The following is a 15,783-nucleotide window of genomic DNA, read 5'->3' on the forward strand; positions in this document are numbered from 1 at the left end:
CTCATATCTTCAAAAAAAGAAAAAGCTTCCTTAAACTGCTGTTTAAGGAAGCCTGTTTACGGTTATATAAAAAGTAATGATTTATTCAACGACTCTTCTTACAACGCCATTGAAAGCTTTTTTCCAGTATACGTTGTTCATTGAGTCAACTGAAACACCGCGAGAGCTGTTGTCGTTCAAGAATGAACCGTTTCCTAAGTAAATACCAACGTGTCCATTTACTTTATACGTATCAAAGAACACAAGGTCTCCACGTTTCATGTCAGATGCACTTACAGCTCTTCCTTTACCTACAAGCGTATCTGTTGTTGTACCGCCAACTGGTCCAAGGTTGATGCCTGCTGATGCAAATGCCCAGCGAACGAATGAAGAACAGTCAAAACGACGTGCGTCAATATCGGCTTGTGATCTGCCGCCGCCCCATTTATATGGAGATTGTCCAACAATCGTAGAACCTGTGCTGATCGCACCTTCAATTCCGCCTACGTTACTGCTGACAGGTGATCCACCGCCAGAAGATGGCTTCTTGCTTGGTGAACTGCTGTTGCTGTTATTGTTGTCATTAGATGATCCACTGTTACTTGAAGACGGGCTGCTATCGTTATTTGAGCTGTTGTCTTCCGCTTGAACACTAGCTTGACGCTGCTGCTGTTGTCTTTGCGCTTTTTCTTCTTTTGCTTTTTGAGCTGCTTCTCTTGCTTCTTTTTCAGCTTGTTTTTGTGCAGCGATTGTTGCGTCTTTTTCAGATGCAATGCTGTTAGCCTCACTGTTTAACTCGCTGATTTCAGAAAAAGCACTTCCTTTTTGCTTTTTCACTTGCTTGAATAGCTTGTCTTTTTCATCAAGCTGTTTATTCAAGTCTGATTGAAGCGTTTCAAGCTTTGCAAGTGTGTTTTGCACATTTTCAAGCTTTGTGTTTAATTCGTTTTCAGACTTTTGAAGTTCTGCTTTGTCTTTTTCCTGCTCTTTAATGATTTCACTGTCTGCGTTGATCAGTGTAGATACTGCACCTGCACGGCTGATGAAATCGCTAAAGCTTTTTGCTCCTAGTAATACATCTATGTATTTCGTAGAACCGCCGCTCTCTTGAAGGGCACGTACACGCTTTTTCAAGAACTCGTTTCTTTCTTCAATACGTTTTTCTGTATCGGCAATTTCTTTTTTCAGTGCTTTGATTTCTTTTTTTGTTTTTTCATTTTCTTTTTGTTTTTCTTCGATTTGATCACTTGTTTTTAAAGCTTTCTCATCAATATCCTTAAGCTTTTGTGCAAGTGCCTCTTGTTTTGCTTCAAGCTTTGAAAGCTCTTCTTTTTTCTTTTGAAGATTCTTGTTTACCTCAGACTGCTTGCTGTCTAGTTCTTGTTTCTTTTGTTCAAAGTTCTGTGCGTTTGCTTCATGCGTAAATGGAATAAATAAACCGCTCGCTCCGATCACCGAAGCTAAACCGAAAGTAATAAACTTTTTCACGAATAGTTCCTCCTTTGACAATTTCCCAAGCGACATTAGAAAGCAGCAAATTCTCTGCGACCAATCTGTGCTCTCTATGTCTTTCTTCCTGATTGTTCAGTCAGATGTTGACCAGATTGTTTCTATCAATAGGTGTTTCATTATGTATAGTAAAATATTTAAATATCTATCTTTGTTTTAATCCACGATTTTCATTATACATGAGACATCGACAAAATGAGCTAATATTTTTATTACATTTATGTTTCAAAAACATGTCGTGATTGTCATACTTCGCCAATTCCTTGCAAATCACACCTTTTTATCCAAGAAAAAAGCATGACCTTTTCGGCCATGCTGGGATGTTCTGAATCTATTTACCTATTTAATCGATTAACGTACAGATCTCTCGTTCGTATTTAGACAGTGTTTGAACACTGATCTGAAAAGCGGACGCAACGTCTTTTTTGCTGACAGCTGCTTCTTCTTGTTCATTCATCCATAGATAATAAGATGCTGCTGCCCAGGCAGGCGCATTTTTCTTATCAATACCAGAAGCACGTGCCTGCTGAATAATATGGAATAACCAAAAATAAGGCATATGGCTGTCAGGCTGAACCGCTTCCTCCAGACTGGATGCCGCCTGTTTTGCAAAAACAGCATCTTCTGAAAAAGACTTTTCTTTCATTTCATCTTCATACAAAAGCAGTTCTATAAATTGCTGTTCAAAGGCCGTTTTCGCTGCGCGTGCATCAAGGACAGACTGCAGTACGTCACGTTCCCCTTTTTGTTTACTGACATAGTATGCAGTCAGCCGTTCCTCAATCGAGACCATTGGCTCAGTCTCCTCAGGTTTATCCTGCCACGGCTTGATTTCATCTGCGTCGATATCTTCTTCAACCATCTTATCCCAAACCGTTTGGGCGAGTGTTTTGTGGCCTGTATGATAGGCTGCGCTTGCAAGCCAGTATAAAAATGTACTATCTCCCTGAAAACCTGTTTTGTACAAAGAATAAAGCCATTTAAAGGCCCATTCAAATTCTCCCACAAGGGCAAATGTTGCACCAAGCTTATAACGCTGTTCACTTAGTATTGGATACACGTGCGTTAATTGCTTTGCTAACACATTGACCTTTTCTTCTTCTTTTTCATAATGGTAGAAGACTAGCTGATTGCAAAGGGCATGCAGATTACCGGGATTTTCATGAAGGACCCGGTTCAACATTTCTTTCGCCTGATGGATTCGGCCAGAATAAAAATAGGCCAAAGCGAGATTATTATACGCCGACCAAAATTCTGGATACTCAACAATCATCTGTTCCAGCATCTCAATGGCTTCATCGAGTCTGCCGCTTTCTAGCAAATGGTTTGCTTGATCCTGCTTCACAATCAGGTCATCCTGATCATAAGGAAAATCTTCGTCCTCTTCGTCGCTCATATCGAGCAGGTCAAGAAGGTCGTCATTTTCATCCGCAAATTCCCCGTTCTCTTCCAGCGCGGCATAAGCAGTAGCTGATTTATATGCCTCTTGAAACAGTCCGAGATTCGCATAATTATTGGCTTTAAAATAGTGGCACTCAGACATGTTTTCATCGATGTGTTCAAGGATAAAATCAAGCAGTTCATTTGATTGCTGGTAATGACCCATTTCAGTATAAATAATGGCAAGCTGTGACAGCATTTCTACATTTTCAGGCTCAAGTACGATGGCCCGCTGTATCAGCTTACTTGCCCTAGACAGATTTCTTTCTCTATATGCTTTAAGACCTTTATGAAAAAAGTAATGCCCATCTTGAAATAGCTGGACGACTTGTGTGTGATTATTTTGAGAAGTGTATTTACTCACCGATACCCTCCATTTCGAACAGTGTACCGTGTGTAGTATAACATACTTCACCAGTCGTCACATAGAACAAAAGGAAAGGAAGGATTTGTTTTTCATTTAAAAGTAAAAAGCCTGGGATATCCCCCGGCTTTTCATTCACCTTGATGACGTTTTTTTAATACCTTTAATACATCATCAAGCGGCAATTGCTGTTCACGTAATAATACAAGAAGATGATAGAGGAGGTCAGCAGTTTCCCATTTCAATTCCTCTTGATCCCGATTTTTCGCTGCAATGATCACCTCAGACGCCTCTTCCCCTACCTTTTTCAGGATTTTATCGACCCCTTTTTCAAATAGATAGGTTGTATAAGCCCCTTCTGGCATTTCCGCCTGACGCTTTGCAATGACCTGTTCAAGTTCATTTAATATCGCAAAACGTTCCTGCTCTTCGCTCAGGCGTTTTACCCCTTCTTCCGAAAAACAGCTATAGCTGCCAGTATGGCAGGCTGGGCCGCTTGGCGCCACAAGGACAAGCAGAGCGTCCTTGTCACAGTCATATCGAATAGAAATCACTTGCTGGGTATGTCCAGAGGTGGCGCCTTTGTGCCAAAGCTCGTTTCTCGACCGGCTATAAAACCATGTTTCACCTGTCTCCAGCGTTTTTTCATAGGATTCTTGATTCATATATGCAAGCGTCAATACTTCCTTACTTTGAGCATCCTGTACAATCGCAGGAATCAGGCCTGCTTCATTAAAGGTTAATTCATTTGCCTGTTTCATCTGACCTTCACCCCGTGTTCTCTCAAATATGTCTTCACCTCATGAATGGAGGTTTCTTTATAATGGAAAATGGAGGCTGCTAATGCTGCATCAGCTTCTCCTTTTGTAAAGGCCTCGAGCATATGCTGAGCATTGCCAGCGCCGCCAGAAGCGATCACTGGCACATTGACCGCCTCTGATACAAGCTTTGTCAATCGATGGTCAAAGCCTGTCTTTTCACCATCAGCATCCATACTTGTCAGTAAAATCTCTCCTGCCCCTCTCTGCACAGCTTCCTTCGCCCAGTCGCTGACCTCTAAATCTGTTTGACGGCGTCCTCCGTGTGTATAGACCATGTATGCTTTTTTCTCTTCATCGTATTTTGCATCAATTGCAACAACGATACACTGGGAGCCAAAAAAGTCAGCACCTTCTGAAATCAGTTCTGGTCTTAACACAGCTGCTGTGTTGACAGATACTTTGTCTGCACCCGCTCTTAATATACGCTTCATGTCATCAAGGTGGTTAATCCCTCCACCCACCGTAAATGGTATCGCAAGCGTAGACGCGACTTGTTTGACCACATCCACCATCGTTTTCCGGCCTTCATGAGAAGCAGAAATATCAAGAAAGACGAGTTCATCTGCCCCTTCTTCATCATAGATCTGCGCCAATTCAACCGGATCACCAGCATCTTTTAAGCCAAGGAATTGCACCCCTTTGACAACACGACCTTCCTTCACATCAAGACATGGGATGATTCGTTTTGTCATCATATACGGTCAAGCCCTTCAAATGCTTCTGCTAAAGTAAACTGGTTTGTGTAAAGTGCCTTTCCAACGATCGCACCAGACACACCAGACTGTTTTTGCGCTGACAGCTTTTGAAGATCAGCTACTGCGCTGACACCACCTGAAGCAATCACTTGTTTGCCGGTTGCTTCTGCTAAGCGAACCGTGCTTTCTACATTGGGACCAGACAGCATGCCATCCATTTGAATATCGGTGAAAATAAAGACCTCTGCGCCTTCCTTTGCCAATTCCCTGCCGAGTTCCTCTGCCTTCACTTTAGACGTTTCAAGCCATCCTTCAGTCGATACAAAGCCGTTTCGCGCATCAATCCCAATTGCGATTTTCTCTCCATATTGCGCCAGCATTTTTTTCACAAAGGCTGGGTTAGATACAGCTGAGCTGCCGAGAATCACTCTATCTACGCCGCTCTTTAAATAAAAGGCAACGTCTTCTTCTGTCCGAATTCCGCCGCCGATTTGTACCTTCACATCTAAAGAAGAAGCAATCGCCAGCACATGCTCATGATTGACACGTTTCCCTGCTTTTGCACCATCTAGATCCACAAGATGAATCCATGCTGCTCCATCCTTCGCAAATTGCGCGGCCATGTCGAGCGGTGAATCTCCATAAATGGTTTCTTGATCATAATCTCCTTGCACAAGACGTACACATTTGCCATTTCTCATATCAATCGCTGGATATAATATAAACTCGCTCATTTGCTCACCCTCTGTTCGTTTGCTAATTGAATAAATTGTTTGAGCAGCGCCATTCCCGTTGTACTGCTTTTTTCAGGGTGAAACTGTGCACCAAGCACATTTCCCTTGCCAACAACAGCTGGTACTTGAACACCATAGTCCGCGCTTGCTAATTGCTCATCTGGATTCATATCGCTCACATAATACGAGTGAACAAAGTACGCAAATCCTTCTGGTACACCGTCAAACAATGGGGAGGGCTGATGAAATGTGAGCTCATTCCACCCCATATGAGGTACCTTCAATCTTTGCCCGTCCTGATCATGATCCTTTAAAAGAACGACACGCCCTTTTAACAGCCCCAATCCTTTTGTGAGGCCTGCCTCTTCACTTTCTTCAAATAACAGCTGCATGCCAAGGCAAATGCCGAATAACAGCTTTCCTTCCTGCACGACTTGGTGAATAAACGCCTCAAGTCCAGTCTCTTTTAACAGCTGCATTGCATCACGAAACGAACCTACTCCGGGCAATATATAAGCATCTGCTTTTTTCAGCTCCTCCACATCAGAGGAGACGATATAGCGGGCACCTGCTCGTTCCAGTGCTTTTGATACGCTGAACAAATTTCCCATTCCGTAATCAATAACTCCGATCATTAGAGCATCCCCTTTGTTGAAGGAATTCCTTTCACACGTGGATCAATGGTTGTTGCTTCATCTAAGGCACGTGCCATCGCTTTAAAAATGGCTTCAATCATATGGTGTGTATTGGTTCCGTAGTGAACAATGACATGAAGGTTGATCCGGGCTTCAAGTGCAAATTTCCACAGAAACTCATGTACTAGCTCTGTATCAAAGGTACCAACCTTTTGACTCGGAAAGGCCGCTCTCATTTCCAAATGAGGACGGTTGCTTAAGTCGACCACGACCTGGGCAAGTGTTTCATCCATCGGAACAAAGCTGGAGCCATACCGCTTAATCCCTTTTTTATCGCCTAACGCTTCCTTAAACATTTGCCCAAGTACAATGCCGATATCTTCTGTTGTGTGGTGATCATCAACATCCGTATCTCCTTTCGCATCGACGGTCAAATTAAAGTGTCCATGCTTCGTAAATAAATCAAGCATGTGCGTCATGAAAGGGACATCTGTTTGAATATCCGCTTTTCCTTCTCCATCAATTTCTAGCGCTAATGAAATGTTCGTTTCATTTGTTTTTCTCGCTGTTTTCGCCTGTCTCATTACGATTCCTCCCGCTTTCTCGCTTCAATCGACCTTGCATGTGCTTCAAGCCCTTCTAATCTGGCAAAAGCTGCAATGCTTTCCCGGTGTGTTTCAAAGGCTTCTTGACTATATGAAATAATGCTCGTTTTCTTTTGAAAATCAGTCACACCAAGCGGGCTGGAGAATCGAGCTGTTCCGTTTGTTGGCAGCACATGATTCGGCCCTGCAAAATAATCGCCCACCGGCTCTGGACTATAGCGTCCCAAGAAAATTGCGCCAGCATGCTTGATTTGACCAAGAAGTGATTCTGGGTATGCTGTCAGCACCTCTAAGTGCTCTGGTGCTAATTGATTGATGACGTCTACTGCACGATCGATTGATTCTGTCACGTAAATACGGCCATGATCTTGTATAGATTTTGCTGCGATTGATTTTCTCGGCAAAGTATCCAGCTGCTTTCGAACTTCAGCCTGCACACTTTCAGCAAGTGTCTTAGACGGTGTTACCAAAATACTAGATGCCAGCGCATCATGCTCTGCCTGTGAAAGTAAATCCGCCGCTACCTCATGCGCGACTGCTGTTTCGTCTGCTAGAACTGCAATTTCACTTGGACCTGCGATCATATCAATGTCTACCTGACCAAATACCTCCCGCTTTGCCAGCGCGACATAAATGTTGCCTGGACCTGTGATTTTATCAACAGGCTTGATGCTTTCCGTTCCATAGGCAAGTGCAGCAACCGCCTGTGCTCCGCCCATTTTATACATTTCTGAAATACCAAGCTCCTTCGCCGCAGCCAAGACAGCGTCAGAGAGACAGCCATCTTTCCCAGGGGGTGTCACAAGAACGATTCGTTCAACGCCTGCGACTAGCGCAGGGATCACATTCATTAATACAGATGATGGATAGGCAGCTGTTCCACCGGGGACATACACACCTACCGTATCAAGCGGTGTCACCTTTTGACCAAGCATTGAGCCGTCCTTTTGGTGATAAAACCAAGAAGAGGTCAGCTGGCGCTCGTGGTATGTGCGAATATGCTTGATAGCCGTTTGGATAATCTGAATCATCTCTTTGTCCAAGCGGTCACAGGCTTTTGCCATTTCCTCCTCTGTAACAAGTGGATCTTCAATCAATACCCCGTCAAATTGCTTTGTAAAAGACCGTACAGCTTCATCACCATTTGTTCTCACTTCTTGTATAATGCGCTGAACAGCCTGACGCTGCTCTTCTGTTCCTGTATCTAAAGACCGTTTGAGTGAGAGAGTATCTGTCTCACCTTCTTGTATGCAGGTGATGTTCATGATGATTCCTCCCCTTCTCCTTCAATGATTCTTGCAAGACGCTGCGCCATTTCATCGATCACGTTATCCTTCATCCTATAGCTCACAGGATTGACAATAAAACGTGACGTGATATCACAAATATGCTCCGTTTCCACAAGGCCATTTTCCTTTAGTGTTTGACCTGTGGAGACAATGTCCACAATGCGATCGGCAAGCCCAATGAGCGGTGCTAATTCAATGGAACCATTCAGCTTAATGATCTCCACCTGCTCCCCTTGCTCTCTAAAATAGGACGATGCAACATTTGGGTACTTTGTCGCCACACGCGGTGCGACACCCCCCCAGCTCGCTCCTGGCAAGCCAGCAACAGCTAAATGACATTTACTGATGTTTAAATCGAGCACTTCGTACACATCACGAGCTTCTTCAAGCATGACATCCTTCCCTGCAATGCCAACATCCGCCACGCCGTGCTCTACGTAGGTGGTCACATCCATTGGCTTGGCTAAAATAAAGCGGAGGTTTTCTTCTGGTACATCAATGATTAATTTTCTTGAATCCTCGAATTCTTCTGGCAGCTGGTACCCCGCCTGTCTTAACAGCCCTGCTGCTTCTTCAAATATCCGGCCCTTTGGCATCGCCATCGTCAACACTTTACCCATTTTGCTCTTCCTTTCTAGCACCGATAAAATAAGTCACCTGCTCAAATGCCTTGGTCATCGCGTCAATATTTTCAATCCCCGCTAAGTCTTGCAGGACGATCTTTTTCCCTTTTGACCGCTCCTTTTCTGCAAAAGCAAAAGCTTCCAGTCTTTGTTTTTTGCTAAAAATCACAGCCTCCTGCGGCTCAACAATTTCTTTTGCATCGAGCGCTTCAAGAAGACGGTCTAGTCGAAGTCCGAACCCTGTAGCTGGTGCAGGTGCATCAAAATGAGCAAGCAATTGATCATATCTCCCGCCGCTTCCGATGACCGACCCAACATGATCTGCAAATACTTCAAACAAAATACCCGTATAATAGCTCATATGACTCACCATGCTTAAATCTAAACGGATATATTCTGTACAGCCGTAATCTTCAAGTGTCTCCCAAAGCGACTTTAACTGTGCGAGCACTTCTTTTCCTTCTTGTGAAACGACGATTTCCTCTGCCCGCCCTATAACCTCTTGGCCGCCTCTTAACTCTAAAAGCTGTAACAGCCTCGTTTTATCGATGGAGGAGAGCGGTAATTGTTTCACATGCTGACGGTATCCCACATAATTCTTTTCATATAAGAAGCGGCGAAGGACATTTGCACGCTCTGTATTTCCGAGTACATCGACAAATAACGTCTCTGCTAAAGCGACATGCCCGATCGCGATTTTGAAGGACCTTAGCCCGGCATTTTTTAAGGCAAATACGGCAAGCGCGATGACTTCAGCATCTGCACTAATCGAACCATCACCAATCAATTCAATTCCGACCTGCTCAAATTCTGACGGCTTTCCGCCTTCTCTTTCCTGCGCTCGGAACACGTTGGCTGCATACCCAACACGAAGCGGATACGCCTGCTGGTGAAGCTTGGAAGCCGCCACTCTTGCAATCGGCCCCGTCATATCAGGTCTCAGTACAAGGGTTTGCCCGTTTTGATCAAGCAGCTTAAAGAGCTGTGTATCTGTAATCGCCGATTGAACACCGACTGTATCGTAAAATTCAAGCGTTGGTGTCTCCATCAAACGGAAACCCCAACCAGTCATGACCTCTGTTAAAGAATGTCTCACTTTTTTCTTCGTCTCATACAATCCAGGTAATGAATCTCGCATACCATATGGTTTCTCAAACATAAACATGTTCTTCCGCACCTCCAACACATTAAAACAAAAAATTCCGAATCCTTTAGTTCGCTAATATGATAATATGCTAACAAAATAAAGCGATTAAATCAATCATTTTTATTTCCCCCTATTTTCATCAACATATTCTGGAATTATTACATTCAAGTGACACCTGTGTCTTTTCTGTATGTTCGAAGAAAGAACGTGCTATAATACTTAAAAATATTGAATAACACAGGAGATTAACAGTGAAGTTCATCCAGACATTCATCTTAACTTTGTTGTGCGCATGTCTTGTTTATTTTGGCTTTATATACGTTTCGCAAATCGATCAAGTCAAGAAAACAGCTTCGCCGCAAAAAGCAGCAAAAGAAAACGATACGGCACTTGCAGCTGAAGAAACTCGTTCAACGAAAAAAGCAGAAACCACACATCATTCATTAAAAGGAAGCAAAAAAGCCATGGACGTCATCCTCTACAATCAAATGGATGCGCCAAGGCTTTATAACGGATGCGAAGTCACGAGCTTAGCGATGCTGCTTCATTTCAGCGGCTATGAGCATGTTACGAAAAACAAGTTGGCAAATGAAGTAAAACGAGTTCCGCTCAATTATGAAAATGGTTTAAAAGGAGACCCTCATGACGGGTTTGTAGGCGATATGGAGAATGGGCCGGGTCTTGGTGTTTACCACGAACCGATTTATCAGCTTGCGAAAAAATATGCAGGCGATCAAGTTGTCGACTTAACCGGAAAGCCTGTTAAAAAGGCCATCTATCAATCACTTGAAAAGGACTATCCTGTCTGGGTGATTACGACATCCACCTTTGACAAAACAGATAACATCGAAACTTGGAATACACCGAATGGCAAAATAAATGTAAGCTTTAATATGCATAGCGTGGTCATCACAGGCTATGACAAGGAGCATGTCTACTTGAATAACCCCTATGGAGAAAAGAATCAAAAAGTCGACCGTGATCAGTTTGAAGATTCTTGGGAACAGATGGGCAGTCAGGCGATTATCATTAAAGCGTAAAAAAACAACCTCTATCCGCATAGAGGTTGTTTTTAATGCTTCATTTTTCTAATAATTCCTTCAGGCGGTCTTCAAGCTTTTCAGCTGTCATCGCACCTCCGCCCAGGCTGAAGTATTCATCCCTTCTTTTTAATAAAAGTGTAGGATAGCCGTTCACCTGAAGTTGATGAACCTTCGCAAAGTCGGCATACGCATCATTCATCGCTTCTTTTGTTTTCATGCGTTCAATGACTGCGTCAGGATCAAGATGATGCGCCAAAGCGATCTCCCGATACGTTTCTTCATCACTCAGGCTTTTTCCGTCTTGATAAAAAGCCTTTTGCATCGATGAAGCCAAGTGCAATGCGCGCTCAGGTGCGATGGATCTTAATGCAGAAAAACCAATGGCCGCAGCTTCAGAGTCTAAAAGAAACGTTCTTGTTTGCTAGCAGCTCCTGATAACGTTCACCAAACTCGACACCAGTCAGCTGACTAATACGCTGATTTGCTTCTGAAATGTGTGGATAATCCTTTATTGGAAGACTTCTTTCCCCTACAAATAAACCACCCGACACAAGTGTTAATGATATCTCCGGATGATTTTCATGCAAAGTGCGGATACTGTTTGAAAATCCATAACACCAGCCACAATATGCATCCCATACATAGATGAAAGACAATTCTTGCTCATTCATACGTTAGACTCCCCATTTATCATTTTTAGGCGGTCATGAAACTGCTTATTCAGCTTCAGATACAACGGTAAAACGTTCTCCAACATGGGCTGCCTGCTCCACCTCATCAACCAGCGCAATGGCGTAGTCAGCATAGCTCACATAGCTGTCACCTTTAGAATTGACAATCAGATGGTCTTTCCCTTTCACGTAAGAACCTGTACGTTTGCCAGCTGGATTAAAGAATGCAGCTGGACTGAGGAAGGTCCATTTTAATCCCTCTGTCTGTTGAAGATCTTTTAGGTTTTCTCCTTGCTGTGAAGCCGTAGCAGCATATTCTTTAGGAAACTCTGGTGTGTCCACTAGTCTTGTTGTTTTCGCCTCATCTACAAATAGACTTCCTGCTCCGCCCACAACGATCAAACGAGTCTCAGGTGCCTCTTTTAAAATATCGATCAGCTTTTTCCCAGCTTCTACGTGCAGGTGCTCTTTTCCAGCAGGTGCGCCAAATGCATTTACAATCACATCAAAGCCTTTGATGTCTTCTGCTTGCAAGTGAAACACATCCTTCTCAAGAACAGCTAGTGATGAATCTGTCACCTTTTGTGCATCTCGGACGATCGCCGTTACTTCATGTCCTCTTGATTGAGCCTCTTTCACAATTTCTTGTCCTGCTTTACCTGTTGCGCCAATAATTCCAATTTTCATGTTAACTCCTCCTGCAATATGGTTTTATGTTGATAAAGAAAGGTGTAACTAATACGGTTACAACAGAGGTAAAAAAAATTGAATAGATCATCCAATTTTTTTGATTAGCACATGCGTTAGTTCACTTAATTTGATCTCAGCAAGTACTTGCTCCATCGCACTTTGAGCGCGGCATAAAATTAATTCAAGCACCGCTTGAATATTTGCACCGATCGGACAGTCAGGATTTGGGCTTTCATGAATTTGAAACAATTCTCCCTCATCCACGACTTCAACCGCTTTATACACATCGAGCAGTGTGATGTCGTCTTCACTGCGGTTCAGCTGAGAACCGCCTTTGCCAAGACTCGTTGAGATTAGGCCAGCTTTTTTTAATTTACTCATAATGCGGCGGATGACCACTGGGTTTGTATTCACACTTCCCGCGATATCCTCCGATGTCTGTAATGATCCTTTTTCAAGTGATAGCAAGGCCAGAATATGGACAGCGACAGTAAATCTGCTGCTGATTTTCATGTTTTCTCACCTCTGTTGTAATCATTATAGTTACACCATGTCACATTGTCAACAAAAAAGTCTGCCGAGCTACTCAGCAGACGTAGATTGACGTGCTTCCATTTCTTCTTTCGTATAAATCATGCGCATTGGATTTCCTCCAACAAATGAGCCTGCTGGCACATCCTTATGAACAAGTGTACCAGCCGATACGATCGCACCATCCCCAATGGTCACACCAGGTAAAATAGTTGAATTAGCTCCAATTAAAACTTCATCACCAATATAGACTTCCCCAAGTCTGTACTCTTTAATCAAATACTCATGGGACAAGATGGTCGTATTATAGCCGATCACACTATTTCGACCGACAGTGATTTTCTCAGGAAACATCAGATCAACCATCACCATTAAGGCGAACGCCGTATCCTCGCCGACCTTCATACGAAGGAAGGTTCGGTATATCCAATTTTTCATTCCCATAAAAGGCGTGTACCTTGCCATTTGAATAAAAATGAAGTTTTTCACCACTTTGAAAAAGGGAACTGTCCGATAGACTTGCCGCAGTGAATTGACCCCTTTTACAGGATAACGATCTGTTTTTCTCAACTTAATCAGCTCCAACAATCGCCAGGAGATCACTCATTTTCTTCAGCATGAAATCAGGGCGATGCTTTAAAAGCGCCTCTTCTCCCTTAATCGACCAAGCAACACCTGCCGTTTTTGTCCCTGCCGCTTGACCAGACAAAATATCGTGATAATTATCACCGACCATCACCGCTTCATGCGGATCACTGCCAAGCTTTGATAATGCCAGCTGAACAGGCTCCGGATGCGGCTTCTCATTTTGCACATCATCGAGCGTCACAATGACCTCAAAGAACGGCTCTAAACCGGTCAGCTTCAATCCCATTAAAACCGTATCCCGTATCTTCGTTGTGACAATACCGAGCTTAAATCCTCGATCCTGCAGGACTTTCAATGTGTCGATAACGGTCTCATATTCAGTCACAAGCAGATCATGCTGCTTATGATTAAACGTGCGGTACATCTGAATCATATCATCCGTCAAATCAGGGTCCATCGCAGAGAATGTATCAAACAAGGACGGACCAATGAAATGAAGAATATCCTCACGGCTGTACTGACCAGGGTAATAATGATCCAGCGTATGCTGAAATGAAGCAATAATTAATTCATTTGTATTGATTAATGTGCCATCTAAATCAAATAGCACTGTGTTGATCGTCGATTCGTTCATATGGCTTCCTTTCTAACAGCTGCAAGTTCCCGCTTCCGCCAAATATAGCTAATAGCAGCTGTCAATAAAATTGCAGAAATCAGGCGGATGACAAGAAGCGGCCATACTGGAATACCAAGTGGTATAAAAATCAGCGTATCTTCGACCACCGCATGGCAGGCAACGAGGAAAATAAAGGCAAGAGTTAAGTCCTTTTTACTCACACCGTCCTCTTCCACTGCCTTCATCATCACGCCGGCTCCGTACGCCAGACCAATCGTTAATCCAGCCACCATCGTCATAGATGTATTTTCTTTCATTCCAAGCATTCTAGTAAAAGGTGACAGCCACTTAGACAGTGTATGAAGCCACCCTAAATCTCTCATGAATTGAATGATGACCATGAGAGGGATGACGATACAGGCGAGCTGGAGCACACCGAGTACAGCTTTTTGTAAAGCAAGCAGGACGATCATGTACCAGCTGGAAGGCACATCAGCCGCCTGAGCTGCCGTCAGTAGTCCATATTGCGCCGGCTCCTCGCCTCCCTGCCAAACGAGATGAATGACAATAGCCGAAATAACAGCAAGACTGATTCTGACCAACAAAATCACAGATACTCTCAGTCCAACCTTTGCTGCCACTGTCGATTCGATGATCAGGTTATGGCAAAAGGACAGCATCACTGCCAAAATAAACACTTCCTTCACAGGAAGCTCTAATGTCAAAATGGCCGCAATCCCCGCATACAAGTTCAGCATGTTTCCTAATACAAGCGGAATAGCCGCTTCTCCCGAAAGACCAAACACCCCCATAAATGGCCGAATGAATTGTATGATCCAACCCATTACAGGCGTATGCTGCAAGATACTGACGAGAATGGTAACTGGAAAGATGACTTTGCCAAGTGTCCAAGTTGTCGATAGCCCTGCCTTCAAGCCGTTTTTCCATGTCTCTCCCATCTCTTATGATCCCCCCTGCTTAATTCGATGAGTTGTTCTCTTTATACGGAATCGATGCGTATCCTTTCATTCTTCTAAAGAAAATCAGTAGAACAGCCACTACGAATATCGCAATCGAAATCATCTGTGCGATTCGAAGATGCTCTGTCAGCATTAAACTGTCTGTTCTCATCCCTTCTATGAAGAAACGGCCGATTGAATACCAAATTAAATAAGACAAGAAGATTTCGCCTCTTCTCAGCGATGTTCTGCGTAGTAAAATCAATATGACAACACCGGCAAGATTCCATAATGATTCGTATAAGAACGTCGGGTGATAATAGGTCCCATCAATATACATTTGATTAATGATAAACTCAGGCAGATGCAAATTTTCTAAAAAGGTTCTTGAAACCGCCTCACCGTGCGCTTCTTGGTTAATAAAGTTCCCCCAGCGCCCAATTGCCTGCGCTAGTAAAATACTAGGTGCTGCGACGTCAGCTATTTTCCAAAAGGATACCTTTCTCACTTTTGTAAAAACGATGGCTGTCAGCACGGCACCGATCAGCCCGCCGTGAATCGCAATTCCACCATTCCAAATTTTAATGATTTCGTTTGGGTGCTGCTGATAGTAATCCCATTCGAAGGATACATAATAAATTCGTGCACAAATAATCGCTATTGGAATGGCAAATAAGATTAAGTCAATAAACATATCTTTATTGATTCCTCTTTTTTCACATTCTCTCAGTGCGAGCCAGAGTCCAAGCAAGGCCCCGACCCCAATAATCACACCATACCAATGAACCGAAATAGGTCCAAGCTGAAAAGCAATCGGATCAATTGGCTGAATTGCTTCGTTCAT

At 43.4% G+C, this 15,783-nt stretch carries 17 protein-coding genes and 1 pseudogene; 1 reads left to right on the top strand and 17 read right to left on the bottom strand.

All coding sequences use genetic code 11. The features are described from left to right. Positions 1-81: 81 nt before the first annotated feature. The 10 genes from MHB41_RS15915 to MHB41_RS15960 form a co-directional block, all read right to left on the bottom strand. Entirely contained in the window at positions 82-1,467 is a 1,386-nt protein-coding gene (locus MHB41_RS15915) for a C40 family peptidase (protein WP_034281030.1), read from the bottom strand. Between the two features lie 364 nt (positions 1,468-1,831). Then, positions 1,832-3,292 carry a tetratricopeptide repeat protein gene (locus MHB41_RS15920; protein ID WP_340899987.1) on the bottom strand — a complete coding sequence of 487 codons (1,461 nt, stop codon included), beginning with the start codon at positions 3,290-3,292 and terminating at the stop codon, positions 1,832-1,834. A 131-nt stretch (positions 3,293-3,423) separates the two neighbouring features. Next, positions 3,424-4,053, bottom strand: coding sequence for a bifunctional phosphoribosyl-AMP cyclohydrolase/phosphoribosyl-ATP diphosphatase HisIE (gene hisIE, locus MHB41_RS15925; protein WP_024423556.1), 630 nt, complete (start codon positions 4,051-4,053; stop codon positions 3,424-3,426). Then, on the bottom strand, positions 4,050-4,808 hold the full coding sequence (hisF, locus tag MHB41_RS15930; RefSeq protein ID WP_034281034.1) for an imidazole glycerol phosphate synthase subunit HisF: 759 nt from the start codon (positions 4,806-4,808) through the stop codon (positions 4,050-4,052). Before hisF ends, hisIE begins: the two co-directional genes overlap by 4 nt. Next, positions 4,805-5,542 (bottom strand): 1-(5-phosphoribosyl)-5-[(5-phosphoribosylamino)methylideneamino]imidazole-4-carboxamide isomerase, encoded by a 738-nt coding sequence (gene hisA / locus MHB41_RS15935; RefSeq protein ID WP_098677519.1) that lies wholly within the window; start codon positions 5,540-5,542, stop codon positions 4,805-4,807. Before hisA ends, hisF begins: the two co-directional genes overlap by 4 nt. Continuing rightward, positions 5,539-6,177: an imidazole glycerol phosphate synthase subunit HisH gene (gene hisH / locus MHB41_RS15940; RefSeq protein ID WP_024427670.1), complete on the bottom strand. Its 639-nt coding sequence runs from the start codon at positions 6,175-6,177 to the stop codon at positions 5,539-5,541. The genes hisA and hisH overlap by 4 nt, the downstream gene beginning before the upstream one ends. After that, positions 6,177-6,761: an imidazoleglycerol-phosphate dehydratase HisB gene (gene hisB / locus MHB41_RS15945; RefSeq protein ID WP_024423560.1), complete on the bottom strand. Its 585-nt coding sequence runs from the start codon at positions 6,759-6,761 to the stop codon at positions 6,177-6,179. The genes hisH and hisB overlap by 1 nt, the downstream gene beginning before the upstream one ends. Next, a complete protein-coding gene (gene hisD / locus MHB41_RS15950) occupies positions 6,761-8,047 on the bottom strand; it encodes a histidinol dehydrogenase (RefSeq protein ID WP_340899984.1) in 1,287 nt (428 codons plus the stop codon). The genes hisB and hisD overlap by 1 nt, the downstream gene beginning before the upstream one ends. Continuing rightward, complete coding sequence (hisG, locus tag MHB41_RS15955) at positions 8,044-8,691, bottom strand: ATP phosphoribosyltransferase (protein ID WP_065214810.1); 648 nt, start codon at positions 8,689-8,691, stop codon at positions 8,044-8,046. The genes hisD and hisG overlap by 4 nt, the downstream gene beginning before the upstream one ends. Next, a complete protein-coding gene (locus MHB41_RS15960; RefSeq protein WP_340899982.1) occupies positions 8,684-9,859 on the bottom strand; it encodes an ATP phosphoribosyltransferase regulatory subunit in 1,176 nt (391 codons plus the stop codon). Before MHB41_RS15960 ends, hisG begins: the two co-directional genes overlap by 8 nt. A 233-nt stretch (positions 9,860-10,092) precedes the next feature. On the opposite strand from MHB41_RS15960, the gene MHB41_RS15965 reads away from it, so the two are divergent. Next, on the top strand, positions 10,093-10,881 hold the full coding sequence (locus MHB41_RS15965; RefSeq protein WP_070326058.1) for a C39 family peptidase: 789 nt from the start codon (positions 10,093-10,095) through the stop codon (positions 10,879-10,881). A 40-nt stretch (positions 10,882-10,921) separates the two neighbouring features. Here the strand turns inward: MHB41_RS15965 and MHB41_RS15970 are convergent. The 7 genes and pseudogenes from MHB41_RS15970 to lgt all read right to left on the bottom strand — a co-directional run bounded on the left by MHB41_RS15970 (position 10,922) and on the right by lgt (position 15,783). Next, positions 10,922-11,555 (bottom strand): annotated as a pseudogene (locus MHB41_RS15970) (DsbA family protein). A gap of 45 nt (positions 11,556-11,600) precedes the next feature. Then, positions 11,601-12,242, bottom strand: a complete 642-nt coding sequence (locus tag MHB41_RS15975; RefSeq protein ID WP_061110127.1) for an NAD(P)-dependent oxidoreductase — start codon at positions 12,240-12,242, stop codon at positions 11,601-11,603. A gap of 87 nt (positions 12,243-12,329) precedes the next feature. Continuing rightward, positions 12,330-12,758: an Rrf2 family transcriptional regulator gene (locus MHB41_RS15980; RefSeq protein ID WP_024423567.1), complete on the bottom strand. Its 429-nt coding sequence runs from the start codon at positions 12,756-12,758 to the stop codon at positions 12,330-12,332. A gap of 69 nt (positions 12,759-12,827) precedes the next feature. Beyond that, the gene (locus MHB41_RS15985; RefSeq protein WP_024423568.1) at positions 12,828-13,346 is read right to left on the bottom strand and encodes an acyltransferase; all 519 of its coding nucleotides are present in this window, start codon (positions 13,344-13,346) and stop codon (positions 12,828-12,830) included. Between the two features lies 1 nt (position 13,347). Beyond that, entirely contained in the window at positions 13,348-13,998 is a 651-nt protein-coding gene (gene ppaX, locus MHB41_RS15990; RefSeq protein WP_024423569.1) for a pyrophosphatase PpaX, read from the bottom strand. Further along, a complete protein-coding gene (locus MHB41_RS15995; RefSeq protein WP_034281047.1) occupies positions 13,995-14,939 on the bottom strand; it encodes a nucleoside recognition domain-containing protein in 945 nt (314 codons plus the stop codon). Before MHB41_RS15995 ends, ppaX begins: the two co-directional genes overlap by 4 nt. A 19-nt stretch (positions 14,940-14,958) precedes the next feature. Then, on the bottom strand, positions 14,959-15,783 hold the full coding sequence (gene lgt, locus MHB41_RS16000; protein ID WP_327827528.1) for a prolipoprotein diacylglyceryl transferase: 825 nt from the start codon (positions 15,781-15,783) through the stop codon (positions 14,959-14,961).

The organism is Bacillus sp. FSL H7-0578 (genome assembly GCF_038630855.1).
In the GTDB taxonomy this organism is placed as follows: domain Bacteria; phylum Bacillota; class Bacilli; order Bacillales; family Bacillaceae; genus Bacillus; species Bacillus safensis.

Excerpts from the sequence above, each read along its gene's own strand:
- hisF (WP_034281034.1), bottom strand. The coding sequence starts at position 4,808 with ATGATGACAAAACGAATCATCCCATGTCTTGATGTGAAGGAAGGTCGT.
- hisB (WP_024423560.1), bottom strand. The coding sequence starts at position 6,761 with ATGAGACAGGCGAAAACAGCGAGAAAAACAAATGAAACGAACATTTCA.
- hisG (WP_065214810.1), bottom strand. The coding sequence starts at position 8,691 with ATGGGTAAAGTGTTGACGATGGCGATGCCAAAGGGCCGGATATTTGAA.
- MHB41_RS15995 (WP_034281047.1), bottom strand. The coding sequence starts at position 14,939 with ATGGGAGAGACATGGAAAAACGGCTTGAAGGCAGGGCTATCGACAACT.
- hisA (WP_098677519.1), bottom strand. The coding sequence starts at position 5,542 with ATGAGCGAGTTTATATTATATCCAGCGATTGATATGAGAAATGGCAAA.
- hisD (WP_340899984.1), bottom strand. The coding sequence starts at position 8,047 with ATGAACATCACCTGCATACAAGAAGGTGAGACAGATACTCTCTCACTC.
- hisIE (WP_024423556.1), bottom strand. The coding sequence starts at position 4,053 with ATGAAACAGGCAAATGAATTAACCTTTAATGAAGCAGGCCTGATTCCT.
- MHB41_RS15960 (WP_340899982.1), bottom strand. The coding sequence starts at position 9,859 with ATGTTTATGTTTGAGAAACCATATGGTATGCGAGATTCATTACCTGGA.
- MHB41_RS15980 (WP_024423567.1), bottom strand. The coding sequence starts at position 12,758 with ATGAAAATCAGCAGCAGATTTACTGTCGCTGTCCATATTCTGGCCTTG.
- lgt (WP_327827528.1), bottom strand. The coding sequence starts at position 15,783 with ATGAACGAAGCAATTCAGCCAATTGATCCGATTGCTTTTCAGCTTGGA.
- hisH (WP_024427670.1), bottom strand. The coding sequence starts at position 6,177 with ATGATCGGAGTTATTGATTACGGAATGGGAAATTTGTTCAGCGTATCA.
- ppaX (WP_024423569.1), bottom strand. The coding sequence starts at position 13,998 with ATGAACGAATCGACGATCAACACAGTGCTATTTGATTTAGATGGCACA.
- MHB41_RS15975 (WP_061110127.1), bottom strand. The coding sequence starts at position 12,242 with ATGAAAATTGGAATTATTGGCGCAACAGGTAAAGCAGGACAAGAAATT.